This is a genomic window from Haladaptatus cibarius D43 (assembly GCF_000710615.1).
In the GTDB taxonomy this organism is placed as follows: domain Archaea; phylum Halobacteriota; class Halobacteria; order Halobacteriales; family Haladaptataceae; genus Haladaptatus; species Haladaptatus cibarius.
This window is the reverse complement of sequence record NZ_JDTH01000001.1, coordinates 428694-451811: the sequence shown is the minus strand read 5'-3', so window position 1 is coordinate 451811 and position 23118 is coordinate 428694. Positions and strand designations below refer to the sequence as shown.

General features: G+C 57.8%; 23 protein-coding genes. 13 read left to right on the top strand and 10 right to left on the bottom strand.

Annotation, left to right across the window (positions count from 1 at the left end):
- Positions 1–3: 3 nt before the first annotated feature.
- The 3 genes from lrp (at position 4) to HL45_RS02295 (ending at position 1587) form a co-directional block, all read left to right on the top strand.
- Positions 4–462 (top strand): HTH-type transcriptional regulator Lrp, encoded by a 459-nt coding sequence (lrp, locus tag HL45_RS02305; RefSeq protein WP_049969485.1) that lies wholly within the window; start codon positions 4–6, stop codon positions 460–462.
- Between the two features lie 55 nt (positions 463–517).
- Positions 518–1162, top strand: a complete 645-nt coding sequence (locus HL45_RS02300) for a helix-turn-helix domain-containing protein (RefSeq protein WP_049969484.1) — start codon at positions 518–520, stop codon at positions 1160–1162.
- Between the two features lie 104 nt (positions 1163–1266).
- Positions 1267–1587, top strand: a complete 321-nt coding sequence (locus tag HL45_RS02295) for a DUF7344 domain-containing protein (protein WP_049969483.1) — start codon at positions 1267–1269, stop codon at positions 1585–1587.
- Between the two features lie 111 nt (positions 1588–1698).
- On the opposite strand, the gene thsA is transcribed toward HL45_RS02295, so the two are convergent.
- Together thsA and HL45_RS02285 are read right to left on the bottom strand one after the other, a co-directional pair.
- On the bottom strand, positions 1699–3372 hold the full coding sequence (gene thsA, locus HL45_RS02290) for a thermosome subunit alpha (RefSeq protein ID WP_049970064.1): 1674 nt from the start codon (positions 3370–3372) through the stop codon (positions 1699–1701).
- A 162-nt stretch (positions 3373–3534) separates the two neighbouring features.
- Positions 3535–4083: a KH domain-containing protein gene (locus tag HL45_RS02285; RefSeq protein ID WP_049969482.1), complete on the bottom strand. Its 549-nt coding sequence runs from the start codon at positions 4081–4083 to the stop codon at positions 3535–3537.
- A gap of 374 nt (positions 4084–4457) precedes the next feature.
- Here HL45_RS02285 and HL45_RS02280 point away from each other — a divergent pair, with 374 nt between their 5' ends.
- Positions 4458–5078 carry a DUF106 domain-containing protein gene (locus tag HL45_RS02280; protein WP_049969481.1) on the top strand — a complete coding sequence of 207 codons (621 nt, stop codon included), beginning with the start codon at positions 4458–4460 and terminating at the stop codon, positions 5076–5078.
- A gap of 12 nt (positions 5079–5090) precedes the next feature.
- Here HL45_RS02280 and rio1 read toward each other — a convergent pair whose 3' ends face one another.
- Positions 5091–5954 carry a serine/threonine-protein kinase Rio1 gene (rio1, locus tag HL45_RS02275; RefSeq protein ID WP_049969480.1) on the bottom strand — a complete coding sequence of 288 codons (864 nt, stop codon included), beginning with the start codon at positions 5952–5954 and terminating at the stop codon, positions 5091–5093.
- Positions 5955–6038: 84 nt separating this feature from the next.
- Entirely contained in the window at positions 6039–6704 is a 666-nt protein-coding gene (locus tag HL45_RS02270; protein ID WP_049969479.1) for a nitroreductase family protein, read from the bottom strand.
- A 318-nt stretch (positions 6705–7022) separates the two neighbouring features.
- Between HL45_RS02270 and HL45_RS20680 the strand changes: the two genes are divergently transcribed.
- The gene (locus HL45_RS20680; RefSeq protein ID WP_158413648.1) at positions 7023–7175 is read left to right on the top strand and encodes a hypothetical protein; all 153 of its coding nucleotides are present in this window, start codon (positions 7023–7025) and stop codon (positions 7173–7175) included.
- A 6-nt stretch (positions 7176–7181) separates the two neighbouring features.
- Here the strand turns inward: HL45_RS20680 and eif1A are convergent, their stop codons facing one another.
- Positions 7182–7466 (bottom strand): translation initiation factor eIF-1A, encoded by a 285-nt coding sequence (gene eif1A / locus HL45_RS02265; RefSeq protein ID WP_049969478.1) that lies wholly within the window; start codon positions 7464–7466, stop codon positions 7182–7184.
- 140 nt (positions 7467–7606) lie between these two features.
- Between eif1A and HL45_RS02260 the strand changes: the two genes are divergently transcribed.
- From HL45_RS02260 to HL45_RS02250, 3 genes are all read left to right on the top strand, one after another.
- On the top strand, positions 7607–7810 hold the full coding sequence (locus tag HL45_RS02260; protein ID WP_049969477.1) for a DUF7470 family protein: 204 nt from the start codon (positions 7607–7609) through the stop codon (positions 7808–7810).
- A 221-nt stretch (positions 7811–8031) separates the two neighbouring features.
- Positions 8032–8508, top strand: coding sequence for a cupin domain-containing protein (locus HL45_RS02255; protein ID WP_049969476.1), 477 nt, complete (start codon positions 8032–8034; stop codon positions 8506–8508).
- 116 nt (positions 8509–8624) lie between these two features.
- On the top strand, positions 8625–9551 hold the full coding sequence (locus HL45_RS02250; protein WP_049969475.1) for a DMT family transporter: 927 nt from the start codon (positions 8625–8627) through the stop codon (positions 9549–9551).
- A 78-nt stretch (positions 9552–9629) separates the two neighbouring features.
- Here the strand turns inward: HL45_RS02250 and HL45_RS02245 are convergent, their stop codons facing one another.
- Entirely contained in the window at positions 9630–10607 is a 978-nt protein-coding gene (locus tag HL45_RS02245; RefSeq protein ID WP_049969474.1) for a tyrosine--tRNA ligase, read from the bottom strand.
- A 99-nt stretch (positions 10608–10706) separates the two neighbouring features.
- On the opposite strand from HL45_RS02245, the gene HL45_RS02240 reads away from it, so the two are divergent.
- Positions 10707–10907, top strand: a complete 201-nt coding sequence (locus HL45_RS02240) for a hypothetical protein (protein ID WP_049970063.1) — start codon at positions 10707–10709, stop codon at positions 10905–10907.
- Between the two features lie 346 nt (positions 10908–11253).
- On the opposite strand, the gene HL45_RS02230 is transcribed toward HL45_RS02240, so the two are convergent.
- The 3 genes from HL45_RS02230 to rnz form a co-directional block, all read right to left on the bottom strand.
- Positions 11254–13293: a DUF460 domain-containing protein gene (locus tag HL45_RS02230; RefSeq protein ID WP_084156777.1), complete on the bottom strand. Its 2040-nt coding sequence runs from the start codon at positions 13291–13293 to the stop codon at positions 11254–11256.
- Between the two features lie 84 nt (positions 13294–13377).
- Positions 13378–14244, bottom strand: coding sequence for a peptidoglycan recognition protein family protein (locus HL45_RS02225; RefSeq protein WP_049969472.1), 867 nt, complete (start codon positions 14242–14244; stop codon positions 13378–13380).
- Between the two features lie 198 nt (positions 14245–14442).
- Positions 14443–15369 (bottom strand): ribonuclease Z, encoded by a 927-nt coding sequence (gene rnz, locus HL45_RS02220; RefSeq protein ID WP_049969471.1) that lies wholly within the window; start codon positions 15367–15369, stop codon positions 14443–14445.
- A gap of 84 nt (positions 15370–15453) precedes the next feature.
- On the opposite strand from rnz, the gene HL45_RS02215 reads away from it, so the two are divergent.
- Entirely contained in the window at positions 15454–17709 is a 2256-nt protein-coding gene (locus tag HL45_RS02215; protein ID WP_233274664.1) for a DUF7282 domain-containing protein, read from the top strand.
- Between the two features lie 112 nt (positions 17710–17821).
- Positions 17822–18883, top strand: a complete 1062-nt coding sequence (locus HL45_RS02210; RefSeq protein WP_049969470.1) for an AAA family ATPase — start codon at positions 17822–17824, stop codon at positions 18881–18883.
- A gap of 566 nt (positions 18884–19449) precedes the next feature.
- On the opposite strand, the gene hisG is transcribed toward HL45_RS02210, so the two are convergent.
- Positions 19450–20298 carry an ATP phosphoribosyltransferase gene (gene hisG / locus HL45_RS02205; RefSeq protein WP_049969469.1) on the bottom strand — a complete coding sequence of 283 codons (849 nt, stop codon included), beginning with the start codon at positions 20296–20298 and terminating at the stop codon, positions 19450–19452.
- A gap of 96 nt (positions 20299–20394) precedes the next feature.
- On the opposite strand from hisG, the gene HL45_RS02200 reads away from it, so the two are divergent.
- Both HL45_RS02200 and HL45_RS02195 read left to right on the top strand, forming a co-directional pair.
- Positions 20395–21699, top strand: a complete 1305-nt coding sequence (locus HL45_RS02200; protein WP_049969468.1) for an amidohydrolase — start codon at positions 20395–20397, stop codon at positions 21697–21699.
- Positions 21700–21825: 126 nt separating this feature from the next.
- Entirely contained in the window at positions 21826–23109 is a 1284-nt protein-coding gene (locus tag HL45_RS02195; protein ID WP_049969467.1) for an adenosylhomocysteinase, read from the top strand.
- Positions 23110–23118: the final 9 nt, after the last annotated feature.

Here is a 23118-nt window from a genome sequence, read left to right as displayed (position 1 = left end):
GTAATGACGTATGAAAATCTGGATGCGAAGTTAGTAAACGAACTACTTGGTGACGGTCGAGCAAGTCTTCGGAGTCTCGCGGAGAAACTTGATGTTTCGGTGACAACTATCTCGAACCATCTGGCGGATTTGGAGGAACGAGGTGTCATCCAAGGATATAGTCCGCGCGTGGATTACGACGCACTCGGCTACGACGTGACCGCAGTCGTCCAGTTGAAGGTCGAGGGGAACGCGCTCCCGGAAGTGACCGACCGACTGCAAGACCACGACCAGATGATAAGCGTGTACGAAGTGACGGGAGATTACGACATCATCGCCATCGGAAAGTTCACAGATACGGACGGCATGAACGAACAAATCAAAAAACTGCTCATCGACCCGGACATCAAAGAGAGCAACACCAGCGTCGTGTTGAACGCCGCGAGCGAACACGAGCAGTTCAAACTCGACATCGAGGAATAGCCGCTCGTCTCCGTTTTCAGTAAACACTTAGACCCCCGGACGAGTCACCCCGGTAATGAGCGTTATCGCGGAGTTTACGATTCACGCTCCGACCCTCGCGTTAACACCGACGCTCGAAGCGGTTCCCGAAATGACCGTCGAACTCGACCAACAGATGGTCGCACAGGGGTACACACCGCTCGTCATCGTCTGGGCGAGCGGCGGCGATTTTACCGCGTTCGACACCGCTCTCGAAACGGACACGACGATTGCCTCACACGCGATTATCGAAGACCTCGACACCCGGAAGCTGTATCGGTTGGAACTGTCTCGAAGCGACCTGCAGGAAGTGTATCCCGCGTACCAAAACGTCGGTGCTATTCCGATGGCAGGACACGGAAAGGCGGGCGTTTGGCGGCGGCGCATTCGATTTCCCGACCGCGACGCATTAGGCGATTTTCAACAGTTCTGCACCGAGAAAACCATCGACTTCTCGCTCAAACGGTTGTACACCCCGGGCGACGATGACACAACGTTTCAGTTGACCGAACCGCAACTTGAGGCGCTCGTCGCCGCATACGAGGTCGGCTATTTCAACGTTCCACGCGATGCGACACTCGAAGAGTTGAGTTCGAAGTTAGGAATCAGCAAGCAGTCCGTCTCGGAACGACTCCGACGCGCGCAGTCTCGCCTCGTCTCGAACGCCATCCTCGGGAAGTAGCATAAAAAGCCTGAATTGTAAGGCCAACGTTGAGATTGGCTGGCGTATATAAATCAATACAGCGAGAGTACAGATTTCCAACCGAACTGCGCCCTCCATCCAAGATGCCCATTCCAGACGACATTGACACGCCCGCACCGTCAGTTGTTTTCTCGACACTCGCCAGTCAACGACGACGACTCGTGCTTCGGGAACTACTCGACGGGGAGCAGTCCGTAACGAGTCTTGCACAGAAAATCGCATCCGAGAAGTCGGATAGCGAACCGCGACGAATCTACGCTCAACTGCATCACAGCCATCTCCCGAAACTCGAAGATTCCGGATTCGTCAGCGTCGAGGACGGCATCATCACGCTTGCTTGCCATCGGGAGACTATCGAACCGTATCTGATTCTGGCGGAGCGATACGACTCGTCGGACGAATAATTCTAAAAAAGTCGGATAGCGCCGTTCGAACAAAAATTCGAGGTAGTCGGTAGCGATGCGGTTGCGAAACGCGGTTTGAAATGCGGTTGTGTGGTTAGGCTGTGGCCGGTCTTACATCGCGCCGCCCATGCCACCCATACCGCCCATGCCGCCCATGCCGCCACCCATGCCGCCTGCTGGTGGGCCGCCTGCGTCGTCGTCGTCGTCGCCAACCTGACCGCCCTTCAGTTCGCCTGCGGCGATAACGTCGTCGATGCGCAGGAGCATGACAGCGGCTTCCGTCGCGCTCTCCACTGCCTGCGTTTTGACTCGGAGGGGTTCGACGACGCCGTCTTCTTCCATGTCCACGATGTCGCCCGTGTAGGCGTCCAAGCCCGACGCTTCCGCGCCACCGTCGTGTTTGCTACGGAGGTCAACGAGCGAGTCGATGGGGTCGAGTCCGGCGTTCTCGGCGAGCGTGCGTGGAATGACTTCGAGCGTGTCGGCGAACGCTTCGACGGCCAACTGCTCGCGGCCTCCGACGCTGTCGGCGTAGTCGCGCAGGGCGAGGGCGAGTTCCGTCTCCGGAGCGCCGCCGCCGGGGAGAACTTTGCCGTCTTCGAGCGTGACGCGAACGACACCGAGGCTGTCGTCGATTGCGCGTTCGACTTCGTCAACGACGTGTTCCGTGCCGCCGCGGAGGATGAGGCTGACCGATTTTGCCTCTTCGACGTCTTCCACGAAGATACGTTGGTCGCCACCAACGTCCTTCTGGGCGACGCTACCGGCGAATCCGAGGTCATCTTCCGTGATGTCGTCAACGCTGTTCACGAGCGTTGCGCCCGTCGCGCGGGCCAGTTTGTCTATGTCGCTGGATTTCGCGCGTCGGACGGCGAGGATGCCTTCCTGCGCGAGGAAGTGCTGTGCCATGTCGTCGATGCCACCGTCCACGAAGACGACGTCAGCGCCGACATCGACCAGCGAATCGACCATCTCACGGAGCTGTTTTTCCTCTTGGTCGAGGAACTGCTGGAGTTGGTCTGGGTCGGTGACGTTGACTTCGGCGTCGATTTCCGTCTCCTTGATTTCGAGTGCGCCGTCGAGGAGGGCAACGTCTGCGTCCTCTGCGAAGTACGGCATGTTGTCGTGGACGCGCTCTTTGTCGATGATGACGCCTTCGACGAGTTCGGAGTTGTCGATGGTGCCGCCGACGACCTTCTCGACTTTGATGTTGTCCGTGTCGATTTCGTCGTCATCAGCGACGCTCTGGACGGCGTTGACGACGAGTTCTGCGAGGTGGTCTTTGGCGTTCTCCGCGCCCTTGCCGGTCATCGCCGTGGCGGCGATCTTTTCGAGGTATTCGGTGTCGTCCGCATCGACTTCGATTGCGGCGTCTTCGAGGACTTCCTTGGCCTTCTCTGCGGCCTGTCGGTATCCCTGTGCGAGCGTGGTCGCGTGGATGTCCTGTTCGAGGAGGTCTTCTGCCTTCTGGAGAAGTTCACCGGCAACGACGACCGCGCTGGTCGTTCCGTCGCCGACTTCGTCTTCCTGCGTTTCGGCCACTTCGACGACCATGTTGGCCGCCGGGTGCTCGATTTCCATCTCTTTCAGGATGGTGACACCGTCGTTCGTGACGACGACGTCGCCCATCGAATCGACGAGCATTTTGTCCATCCCTTTCGGGCCGAGAGTGGTACGTACTGCCTCTGCTACCGCCTTTCCGGCGGTGATGTTCATGGACTGCGCGTCGCGTCCGGAGGTTCGCTGGCTGTCCTCTGAAAGAACGATAAGTGGCTGATTGCCCATTGGCTGTGACATAGTCATCACATGGGTTGATTGCGATTCTATATAAATCTTTTCTTGGCTGCGTGCGAACGTGCCACAAACGCCGATCCGAGGGGGATGCTACACAGTAACAGAGTAGTATTTATACAGGAAATGGAAACGAATACCGAATCGAAAACAGCCTCAGCCGCTGAACTGGTGGTATTCCATTCCCTGCTGTTTCATTTCGTTTCGCTTGCGTTCCAGGAACGAATACACCGCGCCGTGTGGCGCACCGTCGAGAATCATTTCGGCGGCGCTTCGAACCGTCTCCACCTGCTGTGGCTGCCCGATGATACCGAGCGTCGTTCCGTAGATAACCACGTCGGCACCCGTCAGTTCCTCCATCAGCTGCCGAGTTCTACCGTTCTCGCCGATGAGTCGGCCTTTCTGTCGCTGGAGGTCGTTTTTGTTGCGGGCCGCCGCGTCGATGTCCACGAGGTCGAACAGCATCAGGTCGTCTTCGAGCAGCGCAAGCGCTTCGTCCGGAGCAAATCCGCGACCGATCGCTCTGACGATTTCCGGCGCTTTCAGTCCGCGTACGGGGTCGCCGTTCTTTTCGACCCGTACCGAACCGTCGTCGGAGTCGATGTCGAGGCGCACGTCCGCACGATTCTCAATCTCTCGCATTGTCTCACCGCCTTCGCCGATGAGAACGCCAATTCGGTCCTGCGGTATCGTCACGTGCTTCATAACCGCTCTTACCACCTGACGCGATTTAAGCCCTTCCCCTCCCACCTTTTGCTGCGGTCGGGAGCCAAAAGCATGCGCGAATCACGCATGCTTTTGATTCCCCTTCCTGACAAAATATAGACTAAAAGCACTCCTCACCCCCTTCGGGGGTTCGTCGGCCCGCTCACTCGTCGCTATCGCTCCTCGTTCGCGGTGAGTTTACTGGCAACTTCCCGGTTGTGTCGTCTGCCGTTTTCGGTGGTCGCGTCGTCTTCCGAAACGGGTGCTGTCTTCTCTGCCACAGATGAGAAGTCGTAAGCTGAGGAAATTCGAGACACGGCTCAGAAATACAGCCGTGGGAAATGTTGATAAGGGATTGAAAATAACACACAGATATGGAATCGAAGAACGGCGGTTCGTGGTCGAAATACGATAAGCTGGCGGGGCTGTTGGCAGTCGGCCTGTTTACCGGCTACTTTGTTCAGCCGATAGAGGCGGCTATTGTCACCGTCGTTTCGCCGCTTCTCTCGCCGCTCGCGGTGTGGCTTCCGTTCTCGCTGTTCATGTTCACCCTCGCGGGAACGACGGGGCTGTACACCGCGATTTTGCAGACGAAGCTCCGCGACACGGAGCGAATGGAGCGGCTTCAGGAGAAGATGAAAACGCTTCAGGAGAACGTGAAAACTGCCCGAAAAGAGGGAGACGAGGACGAACTGGACGATCTGCGTGAGGAACAACAAGAGCTGATGCAGAGCCAGCTAAAGATGATGAAAAGCAGTGTTCGACCGATGGTATGGAGCCTTCTAGTTACCGCTCCGGCGTTCATTTGGCTCCGATGGGTACTCACGTCGCCTGCCGCCGCAATCACGCCAGTGGCGTTCTTCTTCCCGGTTATCGGCCAAATCGCGTGGACGGCGACAATCGTCGGGCCGCTACAGGTGTGGCTGGTTTGGTACATCGGCGCGTCGATTTCCTCGGGGTACGTCAGCCGAAAAATCGTCCAGCGAGTTGCGTAAGCGCGGTCGTTTTTATTTATCCGGGTCTGCGTTCTCCCGAATCCACGTTTCCAGTTCGTCACCGTGAACCTCCATTCCTTCCCGCTGGAAGAACGACGCGATGTTCGCACAGTCCCGAGTCAGAAACTCCCCGCTGTTGGGGTGGTGGTAGGTTACGGCCTGTCCTACGTCGATAATGCAGAGTTCGCCGTTGCTGACGAGGATGTTATACTCCGAAAGGTCGCCGTGGACGAGGCCTGAATCGAACAATCGGCGCATGTACTCCCTGACGACTTCGTAGGCCGTTTTGGGGTTTTCGAGTCGGGCGTCCGCGAGCGTCGGCGCTCGTCTACCGTCGTTACCCATGAACTCCATCACCAGCACGTTTCGCTGGACTGCAAGAGGTTCCGGCACCCGAACGCCCGCTTTTATCGCGCGCTTCAAGTTGGCAAATTCCTTGCGAACCCATGCGAGGACGACCCGTTTTTTGTCTCCGCCGAGTTCCTCGAATCGCGGGTCACCGACGAGATATTCACGCATGTCGCGGAAGTTGCTCGCATTGATTCGGTAGATTTTGACTGCGACTTCGCCGTTCTCCTCGTCCCCAAGCGCGCTGTAGACGGTCGCTTCCTTGCCGGACGAAATCGGCCCGCCGAACGCCTGCACGTAGCCGTCCTGCACGAGTTTGTACAGCGCAGCGAGCGTGGCGTCGTCAAAGACGGACTGCTCGACTTTGAACTGGTCTGAGTCTTTGACCCGCTCTCTGAATTGGCTGAACTCTCGGTCGCGCTTTCGCGCGATGCGGTCGGCTTCAGTGTCGGAAACGTCGATTTCCTCCCACTCGTCGCCGGGTGCCTCGGTGTTCTCTGGGTCAAGCAGTCCGTACTCCTCACTCATCTATCCCCGTCTATGGGGAGGAGCGGTAAAAGGGTGGCCTGTTTCGAAGACGACGATTCGTCCTGAATACTGTGATTTTTTCGGTCAGTACGATTCCTTGTGCAGGATTTCTTCGACAGAGCGCCGAGGAAGACGGTCGGATTCCTCGCCGCCGCTTGGGCCGACTGCGAGAAGCATCACTGGAATCTCGTCGTCGGGCAGGTCGAGGAACTCCGTGATACGCTCTTGGTCGAACCCAATCATCGGCGTGGCGGTCAGTCCTCTCGCGTGTGCGGAGACCATTAGATTCTCGGCGGCGAGGCTGGCGTTCCGAATCGCGTAGTCGCGGCCCATCTGCTCGTCGTCGTACATGCCGACCGTCTGGGCTTTCGTCTCCGCCGCAGTTTCCTCGTCCAGTCGGCCCGCTTCGACCCACTCGTCAAAAACGCGGTCTGCCGTCTTCGCGTCGGTGTGACCCACGACCAAAATTGCGGTTCCAGCATCGCGGATGTGTTCTTGGCCGTAGGCGATTTCTACGATTTCGTCCAATCGTTCGTCGTCTTGAATCGAGACGAACTCCCACGGCTGGAGGTTGTACGAAGACGGGGCGATTGCCGCGTCTCGAATCAGTTCTTCCAGCGTTTCTTCGTCCAACTCCTCATCGGGGTCGAAGTTGTGCCCCGACCGCCGGGTGTGGAGTGCTTCGATGACGTTCGGAAATTCGGCGTCGTGGTCTACATCCAACTCCTCGGGAGACAGATTCTGTGACATCGTGCTCCGAATTATGCACTCAGTATTTAACCCGAATGCGGAAACGGTCGAGATTTCCGATTGCGATGTGGTACCGTAGCTATGAAAATAACGAACAGGGGAAGAGCAAATCGAGTTCCCACTGTGAGTGGTAGGCCGAAGGAATAACCGCAGAAAAGCAGCGATTTACACATTCCCAGAAATCAGCAGTCTACACAACCGCCAGTGGCCAGCAGTTCACCGGAAGACCTGCGGTCTTCCGAGCCATCAAAATTGAACGCCAATTTTGAGACACCGCGAGCGAGGAGTAAAACGACGAGCGAGCGGGCCGACGACTGAATGGAGCTGGAACGTCTTTCGGTGCTTTTGGTACAGCTTTTACGGGAATGCGAGATAGCAGAGCTATCTCGTTCCGTCACGGACATCGCCCGTGAAGAAGACTGCCAGCGTCCGCGTCAAATCGACGCGGACGCTGGCTTTCGACCGTCGTAAAAGGTGTTAGCCGATATGCCCTTCTTCACGCAGTTGGTCGGCCTGCTGTTTGTCGTAGCGCCATTTGATGTCGGCTTTCTCGTCCTGCCAGTCCCACGGTTCTACGAGGACGATGTCGTCCTCCCGAATCCACACGCGCTTTTGCATCTTCCCGGGGATTCGAGCGGTTCGTTCCGTTCCGTCTGCGCACCGAACTTTGACGCGATTCGCACCGAGCATGTTGGTGACGGTAGCGAATACCTCATCATCGTCAGGCATGCGGAGGTTATTGCGTCCGCTGTTGTCACTCATACCCCACAGTTGGAGGTCATTGGTTTTAAATCCGCTGTCCCGCGCCAGATACGCCGACACGCCCCTTAGAAATTTCCGAACGAGACGAATCAATCCGCGCAACTGCCACTTTTAAGACGCTTCCGGACAGAGTCCGGGCTATGCTTGGAAAACTCGGTGCCAAAGGCATCGTCGGTCTGCTCGCACTGGTCGCCGGAATCGCGGTTATCGCACTCGAAAGTTACATCATCGCGGCAGGGATGGCCCTCGTCGTCCTCGGCTTCGTCCTGACCGCGTGGGGACTCGTTTCGGGCGTGCTGGAGAGTTTCGGAATGGGTGCGATGATGGGCGGCGGATTCGAGTAATCGAGCACCAATCGGACGATCGCCGGTTCGACTGTTCTAAGCGCTGAAATAGAGATTTTTACCGTTCGTTTTGGGGAGTTCATGCTACATTTTTTGAACGTATTTTATTCTCTAGACCTAAATATTATTTTAGTAGATTAATATTAGATTTTTTCAACTACACAAGTTAAGAAATATTAAGCAACATATAATTTAGTATGTGTAATGAATATTAATGTCATATGAGCGTTGATAGATCAAAGTCCGAAATCGAAGCAGCATTCACACAACTAGGCGACCACGAGGAGTACGACTGGGTGCCACTCCCTGGAGATCGTTTTGAGGGAGTGTACAACAAAGTGCTCTACACGAGTCGTGCAACAGGTGAAGTGTACGAACTGGTCAAAATAGAGGAGGGTGCCGAGTTCCCCACACACTATCACCCGACCCTCCAAACGCTGTACCTCACTGAAGGTAAACTCCGCCATCCGGACGGCGAAGTAACGAACCCCGGACGATTCGAGGTCATACCTGCTGGTGAAAAGCACGGCAACTACGTCGCCGAAGAAACCGCAATCCAGCACAAACACTTCTCGGGAACACCGATGTTCCATCTGGAAGATGGAAGCACCTACATTTATCAAGATGACGGGCACGTCATCGACTGTGGAAAACTTGATATGGGCCAGCGGCTGAATCAAGAGAACATGCTTCGATAAAGCTGGAAAGAGCGACGGCCAAACTTTTTCGTTCGCTGCTATAGCTTAAAATAATATAAAATATTATAAGAATCATTAAAGAGATTGTCGGTAGAATCACTACGCAAGAGCGTTTCATGGCAAATTACAAAAATTTCATTCTTTTTGTCGCTCTGGCAGCACTCTGGGGAATCGCTTTCATGGCTATCAAAGCAGGATTGGACTACTTCCCGCCGGTTCTTTTTGCGGCGATACGATATGACCTCGCTGCAATCATTATGTTGGGCTACGCATGGCTCGTTTCCGAACGTTGGATTCCGAAAACACGGAGTGATGTGTTTGCAGTCGTCATCGATGGAGTGCTATTAGTCGGAGTGTACAACGTTCTCGTTTTCTTAGGTGAACAAATAGTTACGAGCGCAGTTGCAGCGATTCTCGTGAGTTTGAATCCGATTCTCTCGACGGTCTTTTCACGGGGAATACTGCCCAGCGAGCGACTGACAAAGGCAGGAATTGGCGGACTGTTCATCGGATTCGTTGGCGTCGGCTTGGTCAGTGGATTGGAGCTTTCGGAACTAGGTACGAACAATATCGTTGGCCAACTGTTAATCGTGGGTGCAGCGGCGAGTTTCGCGTTCGGGAGCGTTGCCGTTCAGCTAATCGACGATGACATTTCGACGGAAGGCACCACAGCATGGGCGTGTGTCGTCGGTGCAATTGTCATACATTTAACAAGCTTTGGTCTCGGTGAAAACGTTACTAACGTTACGTGGAACATCGAATCGATTACTGCACTCGCGTACCTCGTCGTTGGGTCGAGCGCTATCGGCTACTTCATCTATTTCGACTTGCTGGAAAAGCTCGGCCCGATTGAAATCAACATGGTCTCTTATGCGGCACCCATTTTCGCAGCCGCCTCGGGATGGCTCGTTCTCGGAGAAACAGTGACGGTAAAGACTGTACTCGGATTTGTCCTCATTTTCGCGGGATTTAGTATTGTAAAACGCAGACAGCTTCGGGACGAATTTATAAAGGTATCGAGTGAGCACAGTTCCAGCGATTGATAGCGACTTGCGGGACATCGTAGCGAACGTGCGATGGTAGATGCGTTCCAACGGTGTGCGCTCAAAACGAACAGTTCGTTACTCTGCCTGCTGAATCTTTTCTCGTCCGGGCGCGATGAGGTTGTCCAAGTAGGACGAAAGCGCGCTCTTTGCGTCTGCCGGATGCAACTCGCCGCTCTCCAAATCGTCTTCGAGCGAGTGGTAGTCGTCGTATTCGAGATTGCCGCCGTACTTGTCGGGACGTTCGACAACGACCTGCTGGAATCGCGGGAAGACGTGGTATTCGAAGATTTGAAGCACCGGATTTTCGAGGTCGCCCTCGGGGTCGCGGGTCGGCGGGCAGAACGCCGAGTTTACCTTCTCCTCGATGTCTTCGGTCGAATCCTCCATCGAAATAGTGATGCCCTTGCTGGAGGACATCTTTCCTTCGCCAGAACCGAGGTCGGCGATGAGTGGCGTGTGGATGCAGGTCGGTGCGTCGTAGCCGATGCTCGGGAGGGTGTCGCGGGCGAGCATGTGGACTTTTCGCTGTTCCATGCCGCCGATTGCGAGGTCTAAGTCGAGGTATTCAATGTCGAGCGCCTGCATCAGGGGGTAGACTGCTTGGGAGACTTTCGTGGATTCGCCGCTCTGGATTTCCGACATCGCCCTTCTCGCGCGGTTGAGCGTCGTCTCCAGTTCGAGGCTGTGGAGGTCGAGGACGTAGTCGTCGTCCATCTGGAACTCGGAACCGAATCGGAACTCGGTGTTTTCCTCGTCCAGTCCGTAGGCGATGAACTGCTCTTTCATGCGCTCCGCAGTCTCTCGAATTTCCTCGAAGGTGCCCTTGTCGTTCAGGTAGGCGTGGACGTCGGCGAGGAGGATGACGACTTCGAAACCGGCCTCCTGCAAGTCGATGAGTTTGTTCGCGGTGAGCATGTGCCCGATGTGGAGGACACCGGAGGGTTCGTAGCCGACGTAGGCGCGCTTGCCTTCGGGGTCGGCGGCGAGGTCGCGCACCTCCTCTTCGGTCACTAACTCGTCGGCGTTCCGGGAGATTAAGTCGTAAGCGTCCATGCACGCAAAAAGATGGCTCATCGGCTTTAGGGTTACGTCATCTCGTCGGAGCGAAGAGAATGTCCCAACAGCCAAGTCGGATGGCGAGAAATGCGAGGTATGAACGCGGCGAGAATCGGACTCTGGTTGGTCGTCCTCGGTGGCCTCGCTCTCTTTCCGGCGATATATTTCGGAATGGGAGTCGGCACGACGACGAGCGAGTACGTGTTGTTGTACGCGGCGATACTGGCGGTTGGATTCGGAATTGCACTCTGGTTGCTCCACATCCTGCGGACGTTTTCGGTGGAATGGACGACGTAAGGGAAAGAATGATACATCAGATTCTTCCCAATAGGGAAGGGAATACTATGAAACGAGCGACACGAATCGGGTTTTGGGTAACAATCATCGGAACACTCCTGTTCGGCGGAATGGTCGCAACAAGGCCAACGGGCGGTTGCATTCCAGCAGTTGGGCGAGATCATAGCGCGCACATCAGCCATATCTCTGCCTCGGAGATACACTATACCTTCCTGGAGCGGACGTGCTACGTCGAAACCACGTATCTACTCGGATTCGTCGGATTCGCTCTTGCGATTTCCGGCGCGTTTCTCTGGAATTCCGGTGAACTGTCGAATGAACAAGCTTCGAAAAATAAATCTCGGAACTAATTGCCGAACGAAGAGGACGAGGAAGATGAAGACGAAGTAGATGAAGAGGACGACGACCGACGTTCGTCGGCCCTGCGCTCGGCGCGGTGTTCGCTGATGAGTTGGTCGAGTTGTTCCGTTTTTTCTTCTTTCCGGCGGTCTTCCGCCCGGTCACGCCACTCCTCGATGACCGTCTCTACTTCCGCTTCACGCGCGACTGCGAGTTCGTCGATTTCCTGAATCGTCACGTCGCTCGCAGGCCCGACCGGAATGTCGTTGTCGAACAGCAGTTCGTCGGCCACCTCCGAAATTCCGCCCGCCTTGAGCACGACTCGCGGACTGATGTCCGCGAGTCGTTTTGCAGTCGAGCGACCTGCTCCACTCGCGTCCCGGAGGTAAATCACGTCGTTCTCGGCGAGTCCGTAACTTTCGTGAGCAGCATCGATTGCGTCGTTGGTGAACTTCGAAATCGGTTTGACGGCGACGAGTCCGGCCTTCTGTTCGGCTACGTCGCTGAAGTTCGAGTGGTCGAGTTTCCACAGTTCTTTGAGTCGTTCCAGTTTGCCGTCCAACTCCTCGATTCGGTCGTCACGGTCATCCAGTTCGTCCTCCAGTCGGTTGTTCTCGCGCTGAAGTCGAGAGATTTCGCGTCTGGCGCGAACGTTTTCGCGCTCTTCGCGTCTGGCGTCCGAGAGGTCGCCTTCGAGTCCCTCGATTCGGTCGTCTTTCTCTTCCACGGTTTCCCGCAGGTCGTCAGTGTGCGACTGCAACCGTTCGACCTGCGATTCGAGTTGCTTGATTCGCTTTTCCTCGGCGGAGAGTTCCCGAACCGTGTGTTCAGACTTCTCTTCTTCCGGTTCCGGGTCGTCCGAGAGGGCTTCAACGGCGGCCTCGACGCTCTCGTCTCCCGCAACCACGCGGGCGGTGACTTCGCTCGGATTCATCCCTCCCGGGACTTTCCGAGCGATGCGCTCGAACTGGTCTTCGTGGCCGTCGAAGGCGAAAAACGCGGCGGCCATGGCGTCGCGCTGATGGTCGTTGTCGTAGTTTTCCTCCCGAGTTCGATGCTGTTTTTCGTCAATCGGAAGGTCGGTTTCGGGCGTCCACGGGGCCGCGTCGAAACTCCGGCGAATCTTCTCGACGGTTTCCGGCATCGGCGTCACGTCCGCGGCGACGATAATCGGGCGTCCGCGTTCGATTATCCATTCGATGACGTCCGCGGTGTCCGCGGTTCGCGTACTCCACACGTCGAGGAGCGACCCGTCCAAACCGGTCAGCGCGACTGCCGTGGTCGTTCCGGGGTCGATACCGACGATGACGTGGTCGCGGCGCTTGACGAGGGGTTCGAACTCGATGCCATCCCGACGGAGGCGCTCGATTTCGACGCGAACGTCGCCCGCTCTACGGGAGGAAACCGGAATGTCGCCCGGGCGTGCGGACACCTCGAACACCGCGTTGGAGTAGCCGCCGTACTTTTCGGTGACTTCGCGTTCGTACTCCAATCCGGCGCTCCGAAGTTCGGATTCGACTTTTCGGGTGGTTTCTTTCACGGAACCGTGGATTCTGCGAGTAAAGCGGTCTTCGCTCCACCCACCTTTTCCGGTCGAACGGCCGCGAGAAACCTTGACCCGAGTGGTGTCGGTGAACGCCGTTACTTCGTGGCCGACGTTCATCGCGGCGAGTCTGGCCGCCGCCTCCGCTTCGCGCATCGGCTTCTTGCCGTAAGGTACCCCGTGTCTGGATGCGACTCGGGAGAGCGGTTCCGGTCGTTCCGCACCGGTTACTTGAACGAGTCGCGTCACGTCCGGAAGCCCCCGAAGGAAGTGGACGAGGGCGTCCTTGTTCTCGGCGAGTTCGTACATGTTGTCCGTCGCCAACAGCGCGGGTTCGTCGCGCTCTACGAGGCGGCGGAGTTTCCGATAGGAAACGACATCGCGGTCTACCTGCTCGCCATCGTAGACGACGAGCGCGTAAGAGGGAGAATTACCCCGCACGTCCCCGCTTTGGATGTCAACGCCGTAGACGAGAACGTCGAGGGCACTCGTTCGCTCGCTCACGCTTCGCGGTAGGTGCCCTCGAAATATAAATCCGGCGCGGAAAACACCCGACGGGGAAGAGAGAACCGGTCGGTCGTGACGAGCCTATGCGTCGGCGAGGTACTGTTCGACCGACCAGCCCCACACGTTGCGGTCGAGCCAGTGGACGCCCCACCAGCGGTAGCCGTCTTTATCGACTGGGCCGTTCATGATTTCGCCGACTTCGCCGGGCGAAATCGTGGCGACGATTGGTTGGTCGGTTCCGGGTTGTTCGCGCGTATTCAGGTTGGCAGTCGGCGTAATTCGGTCGCCGTCAGCGAACCTGTTTCCGCCACCACCGCCGCTGTCACCGTTGACGAGGCTCATGAAGTAGTCCCAGTCCCACGTCGAACCGGGGTCGGTGTGGTCGTTGTAGCCGCAATCGGATTCTGGCACTTGATGGTGACCGATGATGCCGCTTCCGTCTCGGGCGTCGCACGGCGCAACTCCGGTTGGATGGGTCTTCGAGATGCCGTAGGTGTCACAGAGCCAACTGACGATGTTGGCGGATTTCTGGTACAGTGCGTCGGTGAAGTTCGTCTCGCCGACCCAGCCTTCGTGTTCGATACCGACGGAGTGGGCGTTGTAGTTCGTGCCGCCAGCGTGCCACGCGGTATCTTCGTTGTGAACCATCTGCGTGGTGTGGCCGTCGGAGTTCCGCATCACGTACTGGGCGCTGACGTTGGAGTCGGGATTCTGGAGCCAACTGACGGCCCCGGAATAGCTTCCCTGCGTTACGTGGATGACGACCCAATTAATCGAACTCGCACTCCTGTTCGTGTTCGAATAGTTGCTCGAATCCGCCGCGACCCATCTGTCCGCGTAGGGGTCTTGGACGTGTGCACTCGCCGTTCCGGACAGTCCAACGCTTCCGAATCCAACTGCACCAACCGCTCCGAGCTGTTTCAGTAGGTTTCTTCTATTCTGTTTCATCGCAGTTTATTTAATATACCTACCCATTATAATATTTTTTACCGTTAGTAAATATGTTCAAAGATGAATTTGCGGTCGTGAAATAACGGGACATCGAGGAAACGGGAGACCATCGTCTGCGTCGATTCGACCATTCAGAATCTCTGCTCGTTCCGCATTCGGGGATAACTCGTTACTCGTTCGCGCTACTCGTTCGCACTATTCTTCTCGATACGGGACGTCGATGATTTCGCCATCGTCGGGGGCGAACACCTCGCCGTCGAACTCCTCGCGGGCTTCCCGAAGATGTGCAGAAACGTTGCCCGCGTAGCGCGAGGAAACGTGCATCAATGCGAGTCGAACCGCCTCCGCTCGTTGGGCGATGTTTCCGGCCTCTGCCGCAGTCGAGTGAGCGGTCTTTTTCGCACGGTCGGCTCTGTCGTTTGCGAAGGTCGCATCGTGAACAAGCAGGTCGGCGTCTTCAGCCACCGAAACCACCTGTTCCGACGGGCGCGTGTCCGCGGTGTAGACGAATTTGCGGCCGGGTCGCGGGTCGCCGACGACCTGTTCGGGCTTGACCACGGTTCCGTCTTCGAGTTCGACCGGATTTCCGGCGTGGAGTTGCTGGAACTTCGGCCCGACCGGAACGCCGAGTTCTTCGGCATGTTCGCGGTCGAAGCGACCTTTTCGGTCGTCTTCGACCAGCGCGTAGCCCAAGGAATTAGTTTCGTGCTTGGTTCGAAACGCGCGGACTTCGTAGTCGTCGCGCCGGACGGCCACCTCGCCGGGCGCGACTTCCGTTATGTGAATCGGAAACGACGGCTGACTGCCAACCGCGTGAACCAGCGTGTCGATGTCGTCGCCGGTTCCGCGCGGCGTGTAAATCATCAGCGGGTCGTCACGGTCGTTGAAATTCCACGTCTGGACAAGGCCGGGAATCCCGAGGACGTGGTCGCCGTGGAGATGCGAGATGAATAGGTCAGAAACCGTAAATCCGGTTCCAAAGCGCATCATCTGGCGTTGGGTTCCCTCTGCTGCGTCGAACAGCAAACGGTCGCCTTCCCGGTTGACGAGGATGGCACTCGGGTTTCGCTCCGTCGTCGGCACTGCCCCACTGGTTCCGAGGAAGGTGACTCGCATCGACATCTACTGGCAGTTCGTGGACGGATAACTAAACCGCCTTCGAAACGGTCGTTCGATTCGGCGGGAAATACTGGCCTATGGGTCACGATGTTCGAGGGTACGGACGGCAGGAACGTCCTAACCCACCGAATCGGCGTCTTATCCCGTGAACGGTCGAAGCCGTTTATCGGGTGTGTCGCCGTCACCTCGTTCGCAGATGAGGAGGGAGATATGACACGAATCCCGAGAACAGTTAGTGCCACATTCGTGGCCGTTCTCGTGGTACTCGCCGGCGGTGTTGCGGTATCGCTCGGTGCCACGGGACAGACGGACACAGCAGCAGAAACGCGGGTTACAAACCTACAGGAGGAAGCACAATCGAACGTAACTATCAACGAACAGCAAAGTGACGGCGAAACCGTCGTTATCGAGTCAGTGACCATGTCGGAGGGCGGATTCGTCGCAATTCACGACGAAAGCCTGCTTGAGGGGAACGTCGTCGGAAGCGTCCTCGGCAATTCGGTGTATCTCGAACCCGGGACGCACGAGAACGTCACCGTGACGCTCGCACGATCCATCAACGAGACACAGACGCTCATCGCCATGCCGCACCTCGACACGAACGACAATCAGGTGTACGACTTCGTCATCGGCAACGGAACCGTTGACGGCCCGTATACCGAGCGAGGTGCGCCAGTCACCGAAGGTGCAGAGATTTCGGTCGATGAACCCGAAGAACAACCGGAAGACAACGTGACGGACGGGCAACTGCCCGACCAACTCGTCTTCCAAGTCGAATCGATGAACATCGACGAATGGTCGTTCATCGTGGGTGATAGCACCGAACCCGACCGCACCGAAACCGTGAGCGGCGTGGACTTGCAGGACGAGACGGTTCGTCTGAACACGACGGCGCTCCTTCAGAACGAATCCGCGCAGGAAGTCGTCCAGCGCGGACAGGACGTTTCGCAGGAGGACGTAGAGAAAACGATGGAATCGAGCAACGTCTCGGTTCCGAGTGACTTAGAAACCGTCCGCGTCGTCCTCCGCGACATCAGCGTGCAGAACGTGACGTTCGTGGTGGAACTGCCACCGAACCTGAACGCCACGATGATGCCCGAGCAGCCGGGCGTGCCCGAGCAACCGGAGGAACTCAACGCCAGCGTCACCTTCGAAGACCAAACCACGAGCGGTGAGACGGTAACCGTCGATTCGGTTACCATGTCGGAAGGTGGCTTCGTGACGATGCACGACGAGAGCCTTCTCGAAGGGAACGTCATCGGCAGCATTCTCGGGTCGTCGGAATACCTCGAACCCGGGACGCACGAGAACGTCACCGTGACGCTCGATGAGTCACTCACCGAGAGTCAGACGCTCATCGCCATGCCGCACCTCGACACGAACGGGAATCAGATGTACGACTTCGCCACGTCCGGGGGAGAAGAAGACCTCCCCTACGTCGTGGACAACGAAGTCGTGGTTGACCCGGCGAACGTGACCGTCGAGGACAGTGCGGAGACGACGACGCCGACAGAGGAGACAACAACTCCTGAAGAGACGACGACTCCGGCTGAAGAAACAACCACTCCGGAAGAGGAGACAACTACTCCGGCAGAGGAGACAACAACTCCGGAGGAAACCACGACGCCAGCGGAGGAAACAACAACTCCTACTGAAGAGACAACAACTCCGGAAGAGACGACCACCGCCGAAGACGACGGTGACGTCAGCAACGTCTCCGACCTCGGCCCGTCGCTGGACGTGCAGAACTTAGAAGCGCCGCAGAACGCGACGGTCGGCGACACCGTCACGGTGAACGCGACCATCACCAACCCAACCGACCAAGAACTCTCGCAGTTTGTGGACTTCCGATTGGACGGTGATGTTGTCGAGCGCAAAGACGTAGCACTCCCACCGGGTGGAAGCGTGGACGTGGCGTACCAAATCGACACCAGCGGAGTCGAACCCGGTACGTACACCCACGGCGTCTACACGGCTAACTTCGGCGAAATAGCGACCATTGCGATAGCGGGTGCCGAAGAAACCACGACGCCTGCCGAGACGACGACTCCGGCGGAAACCACGACGCCAGCAGCGGAAACGACCACCGTTGAAGAAACGACGACAGCAGCAGAAGAGACGACCACAGTGGCCAACGAGACGATAACTGCCGAGCCGGAAACCACCGTTTCCGAGGCGACGACGACTGCCGCCGCGGAAACGACGGTTGCGAATCAAACGACTGCTGTGAACCAGACGACTGTTGCGGACGAAACCACCGTCGCGGGTGAAACGACGGTCGTTTCGGACACGACGACAGAAGCAGGTGCCGCGACGACTATTGCAAACGAGACGAGCGCGTAAGCGAGTCTCGTGAACGCAGGCATTCCAAACATCCTTTTTTCGGCGAATCAGGGAGCGGATTCACGCGTCGCAACCGACCGATTCTTGTCCGGCGACCTGCTACGGTAGTTCGATGGAGTCGCCGCTGTGGACCGAAACGTATGCGCCCGACCTGTCCGACCTGCCCCAGCCAGCGGTGCGCGACTATCTGGAGCGGGCGGTAACCGAGCCGATAAACCTCGTTCTCTACGGGCCGGAAGGGAGCGGCAAAACCGCCGCCGTGCGGGCGCTAGCCCGTGAGGCGCACGACGACCCGGACAACGACCTCGTGGAAATCAACGTCGCGGATTTCTTCGATCGGACGAAAAAAGAGATACGGAACGACCCGCGATTTTCGAACTTTTTGCAGGGAGAAACCGCGTTCTCGAAGCAGTACCGCCACGGGTCGAGCAAGCGAAAAAAGTACAAACGGCAGTGGTCGAAACGGGAGATGATAAACCACGTTTTGAAGGAGTATGCAGGCTACGCGCCCTCCTCGGGCGAGTACAAAACTATCGTGCTGGACAACGCGGAAGCAATCCGCGAGGACTTCCAGCAGGCGCTTCGCCGAGTGATGGAACAGTACCACGAAACCACGCAGTTCGTCATCACGACGCGCCAACCGACGAAACTCATCCCGCCCATCAAATCGCGGTGTTTCCCCGTTTCGATGCGGGCACCCACCGAAGACGAGATTATCGGCGTCCTCGAACCGATTCTGGAGGCGGAGGAGGCAGAGTACGACGAAATGGGTCTTCGATTCGTCGCTGGCTACGCGAAGGGTGACCTACGCAAGGCGATTCTCGGTGCCCAACTGCTGTACGAACAGGAGGGTGCGGTTACCACCGACGCCTACGAAGTTCTCCGCGAGTTCGGCATCCGCGGGCGCGTGGAGGAAATGATGACGCAGGCCGAGAAGGGTCAGTTCACTAACGCTCGGAGTTCGCTGGACGAACTCCTCATCGACGAAGGCTACAGCGGCGGGGAAGTCCTTGAGGAGATTATGGACGCCTTCGGGCGCTCGAACAAGTACACGGGAGATGCGCTTGCAGAGGCGGTTCTGTTGGCCGCAGAGGTCGATATGGATTTGACCGAGGGAACCAACGACAGACTGCATCTCTCGCATCTTCTCGCGGAACTCGGTGCTGAATCGTAGCTAGCAGAGAAGAGGTAGGCAAGCGGGATTTCTTGTGTTTTAGAAGCCAACTGTTCGAACTGTGTTGGATTTGGAGTGTTTGTTTGGTTTGCCACCGATTTCGGCAGGACGAATTTCCGCAGTAGACGGCTAACCGAATTTGGGTTGCCGGGCGTGCTCGCACGCCCGGTCTTGCGTCCTGGTGTCCTGAAAAATCGGAGATTTTTCGGATGTGACGAACGCGGTGGTTCGTAACCAGCAGGGAAGAACGTGCTTCTTCCCGTGGCAACGGGCGAGAGAGAAGTGAGCGACTGGAAGGAGCGAACGACGAGGGAGGGCCGGGGGAAATCGGAGATTTCCTCGGGTGAGCAAACGTATCGCGTTTGCGAGTCACGGAAAACCGATGGTTTTCAGGTGCCGCGAAAGACGGAGTCTTTCGCAGGCGTGGCGTAGAGTCGTGAGTTGCAATAGTCACATCGACGGAACCAATTTCGGTAGCTTGTCGCCATCTCTTAGCAGTCACAACCCTGTGTTCACAAATTCGAGCTGAAAAACGACTGCAAAAACAAAATCCTCAACCCACGAAATTAGTCAACGAGTCGTTCGATTTCGGTCACCAAGATTCCACTTGCACCCAACTGCTTGACGTCGTTGATGGTTTCGAACACCTTGCGCTCGTCAACGACGGTATGCACCGCGACTTTGCCGTTACCGGCGATGTCCATCACGGTCGGGCCGCCGAGGCCGGGCATCACGTCTCGAATCTCGTCCAGTTTGTCCTCGGGCGCGTTCATCATCAGGTAGCGTTTGCCCTCGGCGGAGATGACGGATTCGAGTGCCATCATGACCTGTTCGACTTTGTCGTCCTCGGCCACGTCGTCGCGGGCGAACAGTCGAACCGAACTGGAAAGTACCTCGTCGATGATGCCGAGTCGATTGACCTTCAGCGTCGTGCCCGTGCTCGTGATGTCGATGATGGCGTCGGCCATATCGACGTGGGGCGTGAGTTCGGTCGCACCGGACACTTCGACGATTTCGGGTTCGATGTCGGTTTCGGCGAAATACTGCTTTGCGATGTTGGGGAACTCGGTAGCGACCGTCTTTCCGGCGAGGTCGGCGACCTCCTCGATGTCGCCGTCTTCCGGCGAAGCGAGAACGAGGCGACACTGGCCGTAGCCCAAATCGAGCAGGTCAACCACGTTGCCGGGGTCGGCTTCTCGCATCTGGTCGAGTCCGGTGATGCCGATGTCCGCCGCGCCGTCGCTCACGTACTCCGGGATGTCCGCCGCGCGGGCGAACAGCAGTGTCACGTCCGGGTCAACAGTCGTCGCGTACAGCTTTCGGTCTGCTCCGTCCACGACATGCAGTCCCGCGTGTTCAAGCAGTTCCATCGACGGGTCGTGCAGTCTGCCCTTGTTGGGGACGGCTATTCGCATTATCTCGGCATCTGTCCGCCAGACGGATTACTCTTGCTTTCCCGGCGCGAACTGCAATCCACCAAAGTCATGCAAGAGGATGGACAACCAGTAGGCATGACAACCCTCCGAATCGCGGGCGGGCAGGTACTGCGACCGGACATGACCGTCGAAGAAGCCGACGTGCTGGTTGACCAAGACGAGGGCGAAATCCTTACGGTCGGCCCGGCAGACGACTTTGACTCCGACGCCGACGAGACGCTGGACGCCGACGACGGACTCGTGATTCCCGGCCTCGTCAACGCGCACTGTCACGCCGCGATGACGCTCCTCCGTGGCTACGCCGACGACAAGCCACTCGAATCGTGGCTCAGAGAGGACATCTGGCCCGTCGAAGGCGAACTGACGCCGGAGGACGTTCGTGCCGGAACCGAACTCGGCCTGCTTGAGATGATACAGACGGGAACGACCGGCTTTGCGGACATGTACTTCCACGTCGAGAAAGTGGTCGAAGCGGTCGAAAACGCAGGCCTTCGCGCCCGACTCGGCCACGGCGTCGTCACGATTGGCCGGGACGAAGAGGCCGCCCGCGAAGACTTCGAAACCAGTCTCAAAATCGCGGCGGAGTTCGACGGTGCCGCTGACGGACGAATTTCGACGGCAGTGATGCCTCACAGTCTGACGACTGTCGGCGAGGAGTACTTGGAGGAGTACATTCCGCAAACGCGCGAACTCGGGGTTCCGCTGCACTACCACGCAAACGAAACGGACGACGAAGTCGCGCCAATCGTGGACGAACGCGGAGAACGACCGCTGGAGTACGCCGACGAGATGGATATGGCTCGTGCGAGCGATTTCGTGGCCCACGGCGTCCACGTCGACGAACCGGAAATCGAACTCCTCGCGGAGACGGGAACCGGCGTCGTTCACTGCCCGGCCTCGAACATGAAACTCGCCAGCGGGATGGCACCAGTGCAGGCAATGCTCGATGCAGGCGTCACGGTCGGACTGGGAACCGACGGCGCGGCGTCGAACAACGACCTCGACATGTTCGGCGAAATGCGCGACGCGGCCATGCTCGGCAAACTCGCCAGCAACGACGCCAGCGCGGTTGACGCCGAATCGGTCGTCCGGATGGCAACCGAGGGAAGCGCGACCGCCCTCGGTTTCGACAGCGGGAGAATCGAGGAGGGTGCGAACGCCGACCTCGCAGTTCTCGACCTGTCGGCGAGTCATCTCACCCCACGTCACGACCTCGTCAGCCACCTCGCCTACGCGGCACGTGGCAGTGACGTGAAACACACGATTTGTGACGGGAGCGTACTCATGGAGGACAGGGAGGTACTGGTTATGGACGAGGCATCCGTTCGAGCGACTGCCGACATCGGGGCAACATCGGTCGTCGAGCGCGCCACCCGATAGCGTCGGGCGCCGTTTTTTAACGGAGCGTTAGCACGGGAAACGGGAGACAAAAGGCCTATTTTCGCGAGAGTATCGAAGCCGACCGCCTTCGGTAGCATTTTGGGTGCGCTCCGCTTTCTCCGACGTATGGCAGAGTATCCATCGATTAGCGAGCAACTCGACGATGTCGAGAGTGCTCGCGTCGAAGGGCATCGGAAGATGGACTGGGCGCGACAGCACATGCCGATTATGACGGCGGTCAGAGAGGAGTTCGAAGGAGAGAAACCCCTCGACGGCCAGCGAATCGGGATGGCGATGCACGTCGAAGCGAAAACCGCCGTGTTGGTCGAAACCCTCGCAGACGGTGGCGCGGACGTCGCCGTCACGGGTTGCAACCCGCTTTCGACCCACGACGACGTGAGCGCCGCGCTGGACGAACACCCCAACATTACCTGCTACGCCAAACGCGGCGTGGACGACGAGGAATACTACAAAGCAATCGAGGCCGTCATCGACATCGAACCCACCATCACGGTGGACGACGGGATGGACATGGTCGCCGCGATTCACGAGGACTACCCCGAACTCATCGACTCCATCGTCGGCGGATGTGAGGAAACCACGACCGGCGTCCACCGACTCCGCGCGATGGACGCAGACGGCGCACTCGACTACCCCGTTTTCGCCGTCAACGACACGCCGATGAAACGCCTGTTCGACAACGTCCACGGCACGGGCGAATCCTCGCTCGCAACCATCGCCATGACGACGAACCTCTCGTGGGCCGGGAAAACCGTCGTTGTCGCTGGCTACGGCTACTGTGGCAAAGGCGTCGCAAAGAAGGCCGCGGGCCAGAACGCGAACGTCGTCGTCACGGAAGTCGAACCGCGCCGTGCCCTCGAAGCCCACATGGAAGGCTACGACGTCAAACCGATGACAGAGGCCGCGAAAGAAGGCGACGTGTTCATCACGACGACGGGCAACCGCGACGTGATTACGGAAGACCACTTCGGACAGATGAAAGACGGCGTCCTGCTCGCCAACGCAGGTCACTTCGACATCGAAATCGACCTAAACAAACTCTCCGACCTCGCCGTGAGCGAGCGAGACGCCCGCGACGGCGTCCACGAGTACGAGATGGAAGACGGTCGCCGCCTCAACGTCCTCGCCGAAGGTCGCCTCGTCAACCTCGCTGCACCGCTCGCGCTGGGTCACCCGGTCGAAGTGATGGACCAGAGCTTCGGCGTGCAGGCCGCCTGTGTCCGCGAGATGGTCGAAAACAGCGAGAAGTACGACGCTGGCGTTCACGACGTGCCGGACGAGTTGGACAAGGAAATCGCGGAAATCAAGCTCTCTGCGGACGGCGTCGAGTTCGACTCACTCACCGACGAGCAAGCCGACTACATGGGTAGCTGGCAGCACGGCACGTAAGCGACCAAT